Source organism: Viridibacillus sp. KH_047, assembly GCF_057838945.1.
Map to the genome: position 1 here is coordinate 3,642,980 of NZ_CM174479.1, position 15,130 is coordinate 3,658,109.

A 15,130-nucleotide genomic window follows, 5' to 3' on the forward strand; every position below is an offset into this window, starting at 1 on the left:
AACTTATACAATAGTTACTTTCTTGTAACATTAGACACATACTTTAGGAAAAGTTATCCTTCCTATATTCTTTTTATAGCTATCTCATCTTGATAAATAAAATGAGTTTCTTCCTATTATATAGCAATATTCCCACAATTCACTCACATTATTGAAAGCGCTATCATTTAGTTGTTAGCTATTTATATGATTCTACTTCCGATGGCATGCCTGTTCTTCCATTACAAATATTACAGTCTGCATGTTAAATATTGCAGACTGTAATATTCCACCCGCGCGCTGCTAGTGATGCTATTTTCTACTTAGTAGTATTCACTTTAATCGTGTAAGGTGCTTTATCATAATCAGATGAGGTGCCAAAATATACTCCGCTGGATACATTGACATAGTATGTTCCTTTATCTACTGTTACCTTGCCAGTGTGTGTTAATGTATTGTTTAATGTTTTCATCTTCAGCTGTTTAAGTGTTTGCTTCTTGCTATTTTGTAGAGAGATTTTAAATGGTGCTTTTAGTTGTTTCTTTACTGTAATTTGGAGCTTTGTCTTTTTAGGTACTGTGATTTTATAGTAATCTTTCATGTCATACATCTTTATGTCTGCTTTATATGTGCTACCAAGTTTCATCGGCGTCGCAGTTTGTATCGTGTTGTTGTTTTCCTTTTCGTAGTTGGATGCTGCTTTAAAGGATACTTTGAACTTTACCTTCTCTACTTTCCCTTGTGTGAACGCGAATACGTAGTAAGTTCCCTTTTTAACACCTACTGAATCGGTCATAATTGGCTTGTAGTAATCGGCTGCTTTTGAACTGATGGCATAGCTAATGATTGGTGAATTCACTTTCGGATCTAGTATGCCTACATTTTCTAAGCTATTCATAAGGAACAAAGTGAATTCTTTGTTTCTTGGGGACTCGATTTGGAGCTTTGCAACGCCGTCTTTTGGTATTTTCACTTGATACAAATTCCCTGCTTCTTTGTTTTCATCCATGATTAATGTTTTGGATAGCGTTTTGTTTAGTGGGATCGTTTCATAAATTTCCCCAGCATGGCTTATGGTACTGTTCATACATACGGATATTATAACCATTACCGCCAGCATTACGATGTACTTCATCATTTTCATTTCTTTCATCTCCAATCTATTTTGTTCCTTTTCAGTATACTAGGAATTTATGCTCAAACCAATATTATCCATATATATTATTTTGTGATGAGGGTGGATTGTTGTGTTATCTGTGCGGTTTTTTGCACTAATTCGGGGGTTTGTTGCACTAACTTGGATGTTTGTTGCACTAAGTCCAGTGTTTGTTGCACTAAGTCCAGTGTTTGTTGCGCTAACTTGATTGTTTGTTATTTATCAGAATATTCACACCCTAATATATGATGACTTTTAGTTGTGTAAACCATAATTATTGGGGAAATCTTTTTTAGCGGCGTTTGCGTAAACTATTTGAGTTGTATTACTCACTCAAATGATTGAGAAAACCCGCGTTATTCGGTGGACTTTTGGTGGGTGATGTCTTAGTTGATGGGATTTTTCTCTTTAGACAAAAAAAGACCCCCTGCGTTTGCAGGAGGTCTTTTATATTAGAATGTTGTTAATAGGCTGCCACTGATCCATAGCTTTGCTCCTGATTTAGGGGCGTATACTTGGTACCATGTGTCTTTTCCTACTTTTTCTTTTTTCTTATTACCTAAAATAGTATAGACGTGTTTAAGTGGTGCGTTGTTTGGTACTACTTCTTTGATCGTATCGCTTGTTGTTGCTCCTGCACTTGAGCGTAGGTTCGATTCGTCTTTTGTGAACGATAAGTTATCTAGCGTAATCTCGTCCGTGCGTACCCAACCTTGTGTGCCATTGTAAGCAATACGTAACCAGCGTGTGTTTTTACCACTCGTGTTTTTAAAGTCATGTACATCTGTATGGTACGCCTTTAATGTGATCACTTTTTCTTTTCCGTAAGTGCCAATTTTTTTTGAGTATGCGTATGGCATATAGTAGATGTTCAAGCTACTCGCTGAGACTGTTGCTGTTACGTCAGTTGGTAATTTTACGAATTGTGTTGGTTGTGATTTAGACTCTGGCAGAATATGATCATATTCTTTTGGAGCTTTCATCACTTTTGTGCTCACTGTTTTACCGCTGTATTCAGATGAACTATAAGCTTTCATCTGTGCCATTAGGTTGGCGATTTTACGACTCCATTCTTTGTCCGTCGCATATTTTACATTCATACCTAATAATGTCGGACCGTTGTAATAAGCACCTGTAGTCGTTAGGTAATCACGATAGATTTTATATGCGTAGGCATTCAAACCGTCTTTTCCTGTTGGGAAGTACTTTGCACATGTGAAAGCACATGTATCATATGCTTGGAAGCCAAAGTAGTTGTTTTTATATTGCGAAATAGCTGAGCCTCCCCAACCTGTTTCTAAAATTGCATGAGCTAGCATGAACTGTGCGTTAATACCTGCTTCTTTTTGAACTTCTAAGAATGATGGTACTAGTTTGTAAAGTACATTGTCTGTCGTTTTTCCTTTACTAATAAGGAACGAGCGCATTTGTGTAGCTGTTAGATCTGTTGATTTTCTTAAGTTAAGTGCAATATATGGATTTGTTTCTACGTAAGCTGAATTGATCCATACTGTTTTGCTTGATAATGTACCTTGATACCAAATACTTGAACCGACTTTTTCTGTGCGAGTAACTTTGAATGTTTTCGCACGGTATTTACTCAAGTCATAGACGATGTTATTTGTTGTACCATAAGGAATGTTATAAGCACTGCTTGTCCCTGCAATATAAGTTGTAAATTTAGTTGTATCTACAAGTGAATTATTGTAAGTAGTTACATCACTTGCTTCTACCCAACCGACTACAGTTGTTGATGTGCCGTTTGTGCGGCTAATTTGGTAGTATTCTTTATCGTCGAATAAAGCTTCTTTTTTTATATAGAAGGTTTCGTTTGTATATGTGCTATTTGCTAAGATGTAGTCTTCTAGCTTTGTGATATCTTTGTAGATTTTCACTGTTTTACTAGAAAGACGACCAAGGTAGCTCGCGTCAGTTTCTTTTGGTTTTTCTGCTACTTCCACATATGCCTTTGTATATTTTGATGAAATCCATATTGTTTTTGTACCGATTTTACCTTGGTACCAATCTGTGTTACCAATTCTTTCTGTTTTTGTTACGACAAATTTTGCGTTTTTATATTTTGTTAGGGTTTTGATGGCAACATCATTTGTGCCTCCCCAAATTTTCGTATAGGCTGACCCTGTTCCAGTTAACGAAAGGGTTTTAGATTTTGTGCTGATCGCTTTATGGTTATAGGCTGTTGCATCTGTTGATTTGATCCAGCCGATGACTCCTGATGTTGCACTTTCTTTAGTGCTTAGTAGGTAGTATTTGCTCCCTTTATATGTAGCTTTCTTTTTAACATATAAAACGGTGTTAATATTGCTAGTTCCTGCTTTTGTATATGTTGATTTAGTGATATCTTTGAAAATTTTAGCTGAACTGCTATTAACTTTAGCTACGAAACTAACGCTCGTTTCTATTGGTTTTTCTGTTGGGACTGCTGAAGTATCAAGAGTTGGATTTGTTGATAGATTGCTGTTGTGAATCCAAACAGTTTTGCCATTTAGCTTGCCTTGGTACCATTTGCTTGTTGATGTAATAGTTGTTGTAGCTGAGAATTTAACGTTTTTATATGTTTTTAATGATGTGTAGATAGCATCGGTACTTCCCCACGGACTAACATATCCCCTACCTGAGCCTTCTAGATAGAATGTTTGGGCTTTTGTAGAAGTTAGGCTGTAGTTTCGGATTTTAAGGTCTGTAGATTTTACCCAGCCTAATTGTGTTTTTTTCGCATCTCCGAATTTGTAGATGGAATAGTATGTCACACCGCCTGTTGTAGCTTTTTTATCGCTCATCATTACTTGTTTTGTTTGAGCTGTTGTTGCGACTTTACTAGTAGACTTTGCGTCTGGTTGTTGATAGATTTTCGCTTTTGTAGATTTGATAACTGAGATATTGCTGATTGATGTTGTTTTGTAGCTTTTCGCGGCTTGAGTTCCGTTAGCTCCAATGACGAAAATCGCTAGTAGTAATGTGCAGATGATTGTCCATGCATGTTTTTTTATCATTTTCTACTTCCTTTCTTTTTTCACTTTAATAGGTTCATATACGCGTCAGATAAGCTAGATAATGTTAGCTCTTGTTAGTGCTTTTTTAAGTTACGTCGACAAAATAGGTGAGCATTAGATAGTGGCAATCATATCACTGATGTTTGCATACGATAGTTAGATTGATGCAGAACTATAGACTTTTGCCTTATTAAAATGAGATAACTAGATTACATATATTCCATTATATAGTAAATTATATTAAATTTGTGTTGCGATACTTAAATTAGTTCTTTACTATCACATCTTATGACTTATGTACTTGTCTTTATATTTAAAAAAGCAGAGAATTTGTAATATAATGCGCTATTCTGTCTGATGTGTATATCGACCTATCACTATTCTCGTTAAGTATAGCTTATTAATAGTAGAGTTTGTCTTTACGATTATGTTACAAAATTGTGGAGTGGTATTTGTAGTTCATTGTTTTTTATTATTTTCGGAGTTAATGAGCTGTTGAGACGTAAAAAAAGAGCTGCCCTGGGGCAACTCTTAGATTTCTTGTGTATATAGATTGTGATTTTCGTTTACGACGTCTTGTAGTAATTTTGACCACTTTTCATAATATCGTTCCGGTGTGTAATCTTTTAGCACAGTGTTACGTGCTTCGTTCCCCATCTTCACTACTAAATCATGGTTATTTAATAGATGAATGATTTTCTCCGCTAGTTGTTCACGGTCACCATTTGGGACAAGATAGCCATTTACACCATCTTCGATTACTTGGGATGGACCATAGTTAATGTCATAACTAATTACTGGTGTCTTATTTGCTAGTGATTCAAGCATCGCTAGACTGAAACCTTCGTATGCTGAAGTAACGAGCGAGACAGATGATGCCGCAAGTACTTCATGCACTTTGTTTGTATAGCCTTTAAGCTCGACACTATTTTCTAGCTTAAGCTCTTGAATCAGCTTATTTAGCGCCTCTTCTTCATTGCCATTACCGTAAATGTGCAACTTCGCTTCCGGTACTTGTTCTACAACTAGTGAGAAGGCTTTGATCGCTTCGTCTAATCGTTTTTCTGGACTATAACGGGCAATCATCGACACAAGCTTCGGATTCTTTTTGACGTTAAAATCATTCACTTCTACACAGTTTGGGATGACATGGATATTGCCACGGTTACCAATTTCTTTGTGTAGATCAAGTCGTTGTTGTTCTGTTAACACTACGACCGGATACCCCTTTGGAATGATATCGAGTTTTGCTTGATACACTGTTCTATATGGACTACCCAATTCGTATGGTGCAGCGAAATGATTTGAATGTAACATATAAATTTTGTAGACAAGTTCATCATCAATTGATGTCACTCGCGTAGTTGGTGCAGAGCCATCACAAATGATGACAGGCTTAACGACTTCTACACGACATATTTCGTTTAGCCAGAAATCATGGAATTCTTTGCTTGACGGGAAGTATTCGACCTTATCATAATCTGGACTGAATAAGTATACTTTTTGAAGCTTACCACTCTTGTTGTTATACCAAAGTGATAAGAAGCAAAAACCATCTTCCGTATATAAACGCTCTTGGTTCTTTTTGTTGTTACTTGGATGATAAAGGACCTCCCGTTGAAGGAATCCAGTGTGATGGTATTCTTCACGACGTGTACGTACTCGGTTGTCATCAAAGTAATCGATAAAGTTAATCGTGCCATCTTCATTCCACTTTTTATACTTTATATAAGTACCATTTTGGAAGTAGCGAGCGAATTCACCACCGTCTTCAACCCAGTAGCCATCTTCGAATTTCTTTAGTTGTTGCTCGAATTTAGCTTGAGCTGCAGATGATATCGTATTCTTCGTGAATTTCCTTCTATAGTAATCATAGACGTTTGTAATTTTTGCGCTTTTCGGAAGTTGCCCTGATAGCTTCAATTCTTTTTCAATGACGTCATAGTTAAATTTGAAATCCATTGTTAGGAGTTCAATATCGTATTCGTCATTAGCAAAAAGGCTGGCGCGCTTGAGCATAACTTTGTTGATGCCGCCTTTTTCGATGTCCATATCCCATGCTGTCATGAAGATTTTTCTTTTCATTAGGGGTTCACATCCTTTCTAGTGCAGTTATTTATTTCTTCTTTTTGGATCCATATTTACGTCGATCTGCAAGTTTCTTTTGGAAAGCTTTTTGATCTTCATATGAAAGTTTATTGTATTGTTTGATGAAATCATTGTAGTTTTTCATAACGACATTTGTCGGGCCAAATTCTCTAAGCTGACCGCCTTCAATCCAAGCAATTTTGTTACAGAAGCTCGTTACTTGTCTTAAGTTATGGCTGACGAAGAAGATCGTTTTACCGCGGTTTTTGTATTCATTCATCTTGGCTAGTGATTTGTCAGCGAAGGTTTGATCTCCTACAGATAACGCTTCATCGATAACAATAATATCCGGGTCTGCTGTAACGCTGATGGCGAAGCCTAGTTTGGACTTCATACCACTAGAGTATTTCTTTACAGGCTGATAGATGAAGTCTCCTAGTTCTGAGAATTCGACAATTTGCGGTGTCACTTCATCAATTTTTTCTTTACTATAGCCCATTAATAAACATTTAAATTCGATATTTTCAATGCCTGTTAGTTGGGGGTTTAAACCTGCATTAATGGCGATTACATTGACCTCACCCTTGGCAATGATTTCACCTGAAGAAGGAGGTATAATTCCGCCAATGATGTTGCTCAGGGTAGATTTACCAGAGCCATTTATACCTACTAGCCCAACTACATCTCCTTCTTCAACCGCAAATGATATGCCATCGATGGCATTGAAGTCAGAGCCCATTTTACCAGGGAAAAGTAGGTCACCGATTTGTTCTTTTTTTGATCTATACATACGATATTTTTTAGATACATTTTTTATAATGACTGATTCTGCCATGTTTTATGTCCTCCATGTTACTTTTAGATAAAGTCAGAGAAACGGTTTCTGAATTTATAGTGTGCTGATGAACCAATTATCAATATGACGAGAATAAGTCCCCAGTTATATAACGTTAATTGCCAATTCTCAATGGCATACCAATTGTTATAAAGTAGTGATGCGCGATATCCATTTGCTAAATAATAGAATGGATTTAGTGCCAATAAACTTTGTAGCCATTCAGGGAAGTTTCCACTACGATCCCATAAGATTGGTGATAAGAAGAACATCCCTTGTAATACGGATTGGATTAGCATTTGTACGTCGCGAACTACGACTGTCAATGTTGAAGTTAATAGTGTAATACTAAACGCAAAAATATAACTCATCGCTAGGAAGTATATTAGCTGGATATAATAAATGCTCGGGGCGTAACCCTTTATCCAAAAGACGACCATAATGCCACCCACTAATGCTAAGTGTCCGTAAAACTTCCCAGTAATGATGTAGCTTGGTAACACAGATAACGGGAAGTTCATCTTGGCGACCATGGAATACTTTTGATAAATCGCTTTAGAACCGTTTAATATAGCTTTGTTGATAAAGAACCACATTGAGATCCCTGCAAGCATCCAGTAGACATAGGGTACTCCGTCTAATTCTGATTTACCACGTAATCCAACGCCGAAGACAACCCAGTACATAGCCATTTGAATAGCAGGGTTAAGAACTTCCCAGATGAAGCCTAGATAGTTGTTCTGATTATCAATTTTTAGTTGGAACTTTGCTAGTCTTTGTATCATATAAAAAGACGATATTTGTTCTTTAATGATATTAATAAGTGCTTTCATATTGTTTTTTCCTCAATTCCTCGAATTTCATTAAGGGATGATTTTGTCGCATTGTTTCGTATAAATGATAGCTTAGGTATTGAATGATCGTTTATCATGACGCTATTGTTTTCGAAAAGATGCATTTTCACATTTTTGGCGATACTATCTTCCATCATTTTGTAGCTCTGTTAATAGTCTTGAAAGTGTATGATGACGGCATTTTATCACGCCAAATATTATATATATTACCATAAAAACATACAACATAGTATATCATATAATATCCTTTAATTCTGTTTTCAAAACGTAAAGATTTGAGAGAAATTAACAGTTGCGTTGATGTGGTGTGGATATTTTGTTTTTTGGGTGAGTTTTGGGGTGCTCGGATGGGGCTTTGGCGCTTCTCGCTCGGGGTTTAGCGCTTCTCGCTCGGGCTTTGGCGCTACTCTTAAGAATTTTATCTCTGCTCAAGACCATCTTTAACAAAATGAAAAACAAAAATGCGAGGAGAAAATATTGAATTTTCTCCTCGCATTTTATTTGTTTGGTGTTATTTTTTGAATACTTCGTTGACTACGCGTTCTGAGGCTTTGCCGTCTTCCCATTCGCAGAAGCGTTCTGCGAAGCGGTCGAATTGTTCTTTTGAGTGGTGGCCTTCAGTTAGGGCACGACCGATTTCAGTAAATAGCTCGTCCTGTTCTTTGACGATTAGTCCTGGTGCATCTGCTTCGATGTCGATGTAGAAGCCACGTAGGCGGTCGCGGTAATCTTCAAGATCGTACATATAGAAGATAATTGGGCGATCTAGGATGGCATAGTCAAAGAATACAGATGAATAGTCAGTGATTAAAAGGTCGCTGACTAAGTATAGATCTGCTATGTCATAGTAGTTTGAAACGTCTTTAATGAAGTCGCCGTATTGATCGAAATCAAAGCTTTCTGATACTAAGTAGTGCATGCGAGCAAGTAGGACGAAATCGTCTCCGTATTGTTCTTTAAGTTTTTGAATGTCGAATTGGAATTCGAATTTGTATTTCCCTTTTTTGAAGAATTGGTCATCACGCCATGTTGGTGCGTAAAGAACGATTTTCTTGCCTTCAGGGATGTTCAATGACTTACGGATTTTTTCAATTTTGCTTGGATCTGTGTTTTGTAATGCATCATTTCGTGGATATCCTGACTCAATCACTTTGCCTTTAAAGTGGAATGCACGAGCTAGAATTTCCCCTGAATATGCATTTGGCGCTATTAAGTAGTTCCAATTTTTTGATTCAGCAATAATGTTCTTACGATATTTATTTGTTTTTGTACCTGGCATATATACTTCTTCAATGTCAGTACCAAGTTTTTTCAGCGGTGTACCATGCCATGTTTGAAGATACGTTGTTTGTTTCGGTCTTGGCATCCATTTTGGTAAGCGGACGTTGTTGACCCAGTATTCTGCACGAGGGAAATTCAGTAACCATTTTAATGAGAAGCGTCTCATGTATGGAACGCCCATTTCTTCAAATAGAGGTATACTGTCTTTTGCTACACTCCAAATCAATTTGTATTCTGGGTTATTTTCTTTCATGTATTCATAAATGGCACGCGGATTATCGCTATAACGTTTTCCGTGAAAACTTTCAAATACAACTAAATTTTTCTTTCTAGGCGTTCTAGATAATAACCTAAATGCTTTTGTAATGAGCTTTTTAGTGTATTTACTTTTCTTTATCTTCTTAAACAACTGAATCCACTCTTTCTATTCATATTTATATTCGTATGTTTTTAAGTCTATTTGTCCCAAGGTATATTTTATCATTAAGCATTACAAGAAAAAACCTTTAAAGTTATTATTTTTTTCTATTCAAATAAAACCGTTCTCCCTGCTTAAATCATTTAATGACAAGGCTTTGGACCAAATTATCATTCGTAGTCATTCCTATGCTTTTCTAATTAATCATTAATATCAACAACACATATAATCCTCAAGCTTTTTGCAAAATCTGCACCTTACTTTTCAATTTGATGAATACTGTACTTGTATAATGTGCAATAATTTCTAGAGAATGCTCCTTTAAGCTCTTGTTGACTAAAATTATTTGTTAGTTATTTTTATTTGATTTTTTACAAATGATAAACATTCTTCTAAAAGTCCTGAAGTATTATATACAGCTACTTTAACTCTTCCATTATTACACCTCTTTATTTCTTCAAACATTGCTTTCACATTACTATTTGGTATGTATTTTATTTTCTCCTAAATAACACTTTAGAAAAAAATTACCTCTTGATTAATAATTTTTTGATATTTACGCCTTTAAGATAATACCATAGGATAATATTATTCAGTATAATTATTCTGTTTACTACAGCTAAATTTTCTTTGTTATACAACTATTGTTTCAGTTATACTAATAGAAGTTATTGTATATAAATTCTAAATTACAATACCTCTTATAATGTGGTAATTAAACATAAATATGCGAATTATTTATTTGATTATCCAACGAAATGTAGAAAAATAGGTGAATGAATGTTAAAGGAATTTTTAATATATATATATTTGTTGTTAAATAGGTTGGTATTTGGGCTTTTTAAGTTTTTGCCACAAAAGAATAAAATCGTTTTTTTATGTGACTTTGGGGATAATGCGCGGTTTGTAATTCGAGAGTTGCAATCACGCGGTTTTGAAGAGATTTATGTTTTGAAGACTCGCAAATGCAAAGATGATTTTTCCGACTTAGGTTTACCTGCTGAGCATGTGTTGGATTTCCACGTATCCAGTATCGGAGGATATTTGAAAGGTTTATATCATTTAGCAACGGGTAGGAAGGTATTAATCGACAATTATTTTGCCATTTTAAGTGCAACGCCGTTTCGTGAGGGCGTTGAGTGTATTCAATTATGGCATGCGGCTGGCGCAATTAAAAAGTTTGCGTTACAAGATCCGAGTATCATGTTCCGCTCTCCTTCTGCTGTAAAGCGATTTGAGAAGGTTTATGGGCGGATGACGAAAGTAGTTATTGGTTCTGATGAGATGGTACCAATTTTCATGTCAGCGTTTGGCATGCGCCAAGATCAATTTTTGCGTTTTGGTATTCCACGGACTGACTTTTACTTTCAACAAAAAGAAGAGATTAATGCTCGAGGTGAAATTCTCGAGTTGTATCCTCAATTAGAAGGAAAAAAGGTAATTTTGTATGCACCAACTTTCCGTGATCAGCAATTGTTAGAACAGAAGATTCCTTTGAATTTTGTTGAAATCATGGATTCACTTGGAGAAGATTTTGCAATGGTGATCAAGTTACACCCTGCTGTGGCTCATAATGTTGAGTCAATTGCTCATCCTGCAATTGTATCCGTTGCTAATGATGTACCTATTTCAAAATTACTGTTTGTAACGGATTATTTAATCAGTGATTATTCTTCGATCCCATTTGAATTTGCTCTACTTGGGAAACCTCAGATTTTCTATCCTTATGATTTAGAAGCATATGAGATGGAACGCGGTTTTTGGACGGATTATGAACAATTGGTACCCGGTCCGGTTGTTTCAAATGATGAAGAACTAGTTTATGTTCTATTGCATCACGAATTTAATCAGGAGCAAGTAGCGGCTTTTTCAAATGATTGGAATACCTATTCTGATGGGCATGCTAGTGAAAGATTGGCAGCGTATTTGATGGATTAGTCAAATGGTTCGGAGCTTATTCTTGGGAACCTTATATCAGTTCCAGTCGTTTCTTATTCTATTAAGACTTTTTATGGAGATTTTCTACAGAAATGAATTTGGCATTTCTAGTTAAATATAATATAATACCATTTAGTATTATGTATGGAGGCACACTATGAAAAAAGTAATTACGTACGGTACATTTGATTTACTTCATGTGGGACATGTTAATATTCTTCGACGTGCAAAAGCTTTAGGCGATTACCTTGTTGTTGCTATTTCTTCTGATGAATTTAATGCTTTAAAAGGGAAAAAAGCTTACTATAGTTTTGAGGACCGTAAGACAATACTTGAAGCAATCAAGTATGTAGATGAAGTAATTCCGGAAGATAATTGGGAACAAAAAGTTCTAGACGTGAAAGAACATAATATCGACACATTTGTTATGGGCCACGACTGGGAAGGTAAATTCGATTTTCTAAAAGATCATTGCGAAGTAATTTACTTACCTCGTACTGAAGGTATTTCTACAACTAAGATTAAAAAAGATCTAAATACTCAAGTAACTAAATAAGCATATCGCTTTAACTAACCACCTGCTCCTATATTGGAGAGGTGGTTTTTTTGTTGTATACAGAAACGGCAAAAAAGGTCGCCTAAGCGACCTTTTAATCTTGTGATGTGACTTTATTCAAAAGGCTGGTCCATAATTCGTATTGAAGTTCAGGCGAGTATTTCTCTTGAACGGTACGGTATGCATTTTCGCCCATTCTTTTTGCCTCGTCTTCATTTTCTAGAAGATAGATGATCTTTTCTGCTAATTGCTCACGGTCCTTATTTGGAACAGCATAACCATTCTGTCCAGCTGGTTCGAATTCGTCTATATAGTAGTTATTGTCGTAAATAATGACCGGCGTTTTATTTGCAAATGATTCTAATGCTACCAAGCTAAAGCCTTCGTATTTCGATGTTAGGACTGTTACGGTAGCTTTTGCTAATACTTCGTCTACTTTTTTTGTGTAGCCTTTTAATTCGACATTATTTCTCAATTTTAGTTTCCGAATAAGCGAAGTTAACGCACGTTTTCTAGGCCCTTCACCATAAATATGAAGTTTAGCGTCAGGAACGTCTTGAATTACTTTAGCAAATGCACGAACAGCTTCTCCAACTGCTTTCCCTTCATCTAATCTTGCTACAACTGTAACAAGAAGAGGATCTTTTTTAGCGATATCCACATTTCTCACTTCGATTGCATTTGGAATGACATAAATATTGTCGTGATCACCAAATTGCTTGATGATATCCTCTTTTTGCTTTTCTGTTAGGACAACAATAGGATCGCCATTCTCCAGGTTTTCTAGCATGCCTTTGTGATATTCCTTGAGCTCGCTACCGTATGTGTAAGGTGCCTCAAAATGGTTTGTATGAATAGTATAGATACGGTGTGCCAAGCCGGATTCCATACTACGGACTTTGCTTGCTGTTCCTGCTCCGTCGCAGATGATAATTGGCTTTTCAGGCTCGTTTTCGCATAATTCGTTAAACCAATTAACATGAAATTCTCTGTTATTGGCAAAACTTAAGACTTTCTTTGACTCAGGATGGAATAGATAAATTTTCTGTTGCTTACCCGTTTTATGGTTGTACCATTTCGAAAGGTAACAAAAGCCGTCTGGTGTATAGTGTAGTTCTTGGTTTAGCTCATTGTTAGACAAATGATAATAGAGCGTGCGGTTAATATAACCATCGTTATGGAATTCTTCACGTTTAATGTGAATTTGTTCGGGTGTGTAATAGTCGATGTATCTCAGTTTTTGATGCTTGTCCCAAGCTTTACACTTTACATATGTACCATTTTGGAAGTAGTGCGTTTGTTCTCCGCTATCTTCAACTTGATATCCAGGTTCGAATTTTTCACTAGCTAAACGGTAGCTTTCAATACTTTCGACTGTTGGTTCACTTGTTGTGTAGCTTTTTTTATAGTAGTCATAAATGTTCGTGATTTTAACGTTTTCGGCAAGTCTGCCTTCTTTTTTTAAGTGTAATTCTATTTCAGAATAATTATCTTTATAATCTAGTGTGATTAGTTCAGAGCAATAATCAGCGTTATTTAATAAGCCTGCTCGTTTGTACATGACACTATTAACGCCATATTTATCTACGTCAATGTCCCAAACGACCATGAATATTTTTTTCATTATTTCACTACTTTCTTTTTGGGTGTGTTTGTTAAGGTCTACTATACTCTGTTTTTGGCTCTGAATTCAATTATTTTCAAGTTAGCCATATGTTTTGCATTGTTCATGATAAATGCCAAGTGAGATAGTTTCACTTGGCATTTTGGGTATATTTTTTAATTTATAGTGTTTGAATGAAGGCTTCTAGACGATCAAGGCCTTCTTTTAATGTTGCTGGTGCATACGCGTAAGTGATGCGAAGATAGCCTTCACCATATGGAGTGAAAACAGATCCCGGGATGGCACCAACGCCCCCCTCTTTCATAAGACGGATCGCAAATTCTTGAGATGATAATCCAAACTTTTTGATAGATGGGAAAATGTAAAATGCACCTGTAGGTTTTTGAACTTCAATACCCATTGCAATTAGGCGGTCGTAAACGTAATCCCGACGGACAATATATTGTTTGTTCATCTCAGCTGGAATGTCTTTGCAGTTTGTAAGTGCTTCGACAGCAGCATATTGGCTAGGAAGTGCTGCACAGATTGCATTGTATGCGTGAATTTTCACGACTTCTGCCAAAAGCTTAGCAGATGTCATAAGGAATCCAATGCGCCAGCCTGTCATTGAGTGTGATTTTGATAAACCGTGAATTAAGAACAATTTATCTTTTAGCTCAGGATACGCACCGAATGAACGGTGTTCTCCTTCGAATGTATTTTCACTATAAATTTCGTCTGAAATGATAAAGACATCTTGTTTTGATAGTACATTTGCTAACGCATCCATTTGTTCATGGGAGATTGTAGCTCCTGTTGGGTTAGATGGGAAGTTAAATAGTACGGCTTTCGTTTTAGGTGTGATCAGTTTTTCTAGACGTTCCGCAGATGGTTGGAAGTTAGTGTCTGTCGTGTCTAGATAAACTACTTTTGCACCGCAAAATTGGATGATTGGTTCGTATCCTGAGTAAATTGGTGCTGGGAGGATGATTTCATCCCCTTCTTCGAAGATTGTACGGAATACAGAATCAATGGCCTGACTTGCTCCGTTTGTAACGATAATTTCGTCTACAGCATTATAGTGGCAGTCGTATTTTTCTTTAAAGAACGCTACAGCTGCTTCACGAAGTTCGATGATACCAGCGTTATGTGAATATGTTGTCAGGTTTTGTTCGATTGAACGGATACCTGCTTGTTTGATTGATTCAGGAGTTGGGAAGTCTGGTTGGCCAATCGTTAAGTTGACGGCATCAGGATAATTGACAAGTTGATTTGCGAATTGGCGTATTCCGGGTAAACCACCCTTTTGAGCTTGCGGATTAAGGGATAAAGACATTTGGTGTTCCTTCTTTCATATGATTAGCATTTTTATTTCTTGCTATTTATTATACTCTCAAATTCTGAAAAC

The 15,130-nt window shown here is 36.3% G+C and carries 10 protein-coding genes; 2 read left to right on the forward strand and 8 right to left on the reverse strand.

Going from position 1 to position 15,130, the window contains the following annotated elements; genetic code table 11:
* Positions 1-298: 298 nt before the first annotated feature.
* The 6 genes from AC3IS5_RS17850 to AC3IS5_RS17875 all read right to left on the reverse strand — a co-directional run bounded on the left by AC3IS5_RS17850 (position 299) and on the right by AC3IS5_RS17875 (position 9,616).
* Positions 299-1,123: a hypothetical protein gene (locus tag AC3IS5_RS17850; protein ID WP_489425597.1), complete on the reverse strand. Its 825-nt coding sequence runs from the start codon at positions 1,121-1,123 to the stop codon at positions 299-301.
* Positions 1,124-1,587: 464 nt separating this feature from the next.
* A complete protein-coding gene (locus tag AC3IS5_RS17855) occupies positions 1,588-4,149 on the reverse strand; it encodes a GW dipeptide domain-containing protein (RefSeq protein ID WP_489425598.1) in 2,562 nt (853 codons plus the stop codon).
* 531 nt (positions 4,150-4,680) lie between these two features.
* Complete coding sequence (locus AC3IS5_RS17860; RefSeq protein WP_489425599.1) at positions 4,681-6,234, reverse strand: glycosyltransferase; 1,554 nt, start codon at positions 6,232-6,234, stop codon at positions 4,681-4,683.
* A gap of 31 nt (positions 6,235-6,265) precedes the next feature.
* Complete coding sequence (tagH, locus tag AC3IS5_RS17865; protein ID WP_489425600.1) at positions 6,266-7,072, reverse strand: teichoic acids export ABC transporter ATP-binding subunit TagH; 807 nt, start codon at positions 7,070-7,072, stop codon at positions 6,266-6,268.
* A gap of 23 nt (positions 7,073-7,095) precedes the next feature.
* Positions 7,096-7,905 (reverse strand): ABC transporter permease, encoded by an 810-nt coding sequence (locus AC3IS5_RS17870; protein WP_489425601.1) that lies wholly within the window; start codon positions 7,903-7,905, stop codon positions 7,096-7,098.
* Between the two features lie 532 nt (positions 7,906-8,437).
* Positions 8,438-9,616 (reverse strand): CDP-glycerol glycerophosphotransferase family protein, encoded by a 1,179-nt coding sequence (locus AC3IS5_RS17875; RefSeq protein ID WP_489425602.1) that lies wholly within the window; start codon positions 9,614-9,616, stop codon positions 8,438-8,440.
* A gap of 789 nt (positions 9,617-10,405) precedes the next feature.
* On the opposite strand from AC3IS5_RS17875, the gene AC3IS5_RS17880 reads away from it, so the two are divergent.
* Together AC3IS5_RS17880 and tagD are read left to right on the forward strand one after the other, a co-directional pair.
* Positions 10,406-11,563, forward strand: coding sequence for a CDP-glycerol glycerophosphotransferase family protein (locus AC3IS5_RS17880; RefSeq protein ID WP_489425603.1), 1,158 nt, complete (start codon positions 10,406-10,408; stop codon positions 11,561-11,563).
* A 157-nt stretch (positions 11,564-11,720) separates the two neighbouring features.
* Positions 11,721-12,119 carry a glycerol-3-phosphate cytidylyltransferase gene (tagD, locus tag AC3IS5_RS17885; protein ID WP_053417861.1) on the forward strand — a complete coding sequence of 133 codons (399 nt, stop codon included), beginning with the start codon at positions 11,721-11,723 and terminating at the stop codon, positions 12,117-12,119.
* Between the two features lie 94 nt (positions 12,120-12,213).
* Here the strand turns inward: tagD and AC3IS5_RS17890 are convergent, their stop codons facing one another.
* Positions 12,214-13,743, reverse strand: coding sequence for a glycosyltransferase (locus AC3IS5_RS17890; RefSeq protein ID WP_489425604.1), 1,530 nt, complete (start codon positions 13,741-13,743; stop codon positions 12,214-12,216).
* 160 nt (positions 13,744-13,903) lie between these two features.
* A complete protein-coding gene (locus AC3IS5_RS17895) occupies positions 13,904-15,058 on the reverse strand; it encodes an aminotransferase class I/II-fold pyridoxal phosphate-dependent enzyme (protein WP_489425605.1) in 1,155 nt (384 codons plus the stop codon).
* Positions 15,059-15,130: the final 72 nt, after the last annotated feature.

Coding starts and splice junctions, on each gene's coding strand:
- tagD (WP_053417861.1), top strand. CDS start 11,721: ATGAAAAAAGTAATTACGTACGGTACATTTGATTTACTTCATGTGGGA.
- AC3IS5_RS17850 (WP_489425597.1), bottom strand. CDS start 1,123: ATGAAAATGATGAAGTACATCGTAATGCTGGCGGTAATGGTTATAATA.
- AC3IS5_RS17895 (WP_489425605.1), bottom strand. CDS start 15,058: ATGTCTTTATCCCTTAATCCGCAAGCTCAAAAGGGTGGTTTACCCGGA.
- AC3IS5_RS17890 (WP_489425604.1), bottom strand. CDS start 13,743: ATGAAAAAAATATTCATGGTCGTTTGGGACATTGACGTAGATAAATAT.
- AC3IS5_RS17880 (WP_489425603.1), top strand. CDS start 10,406: ATGTTAAAGGAATTTTTAATATATATATATTTGTTGTTAAATAGGTTG.
- AC3IS5_RS17860 (WP_489425599.1), bottom strand. CDS start 6,234: ATGAAAAGAAAAATCTTCATGACAGCATGGGATATGGACATCGAAAAA.
- AC3IS5_RS17855 (WP_489425598.1), bottom strand. CDS start 4,149: ATGATAAAAAAACATGCATGGACAATCATCTGCACATTACTACTAGCG.
- tagH (WP_489425600.1), bottom strand. CDS start 7,072: ATGGCAGAATCAGTCATTATAAAAAATGTATCTAAAAAATATCGTATG.
- AC3IS5_RS17870 (WP_489425601.1), bottom strand. CDS start 7,905: ATGAAAGCACTTATTAATATCATTAAAGAACAAATATCGTCTTTTTAT.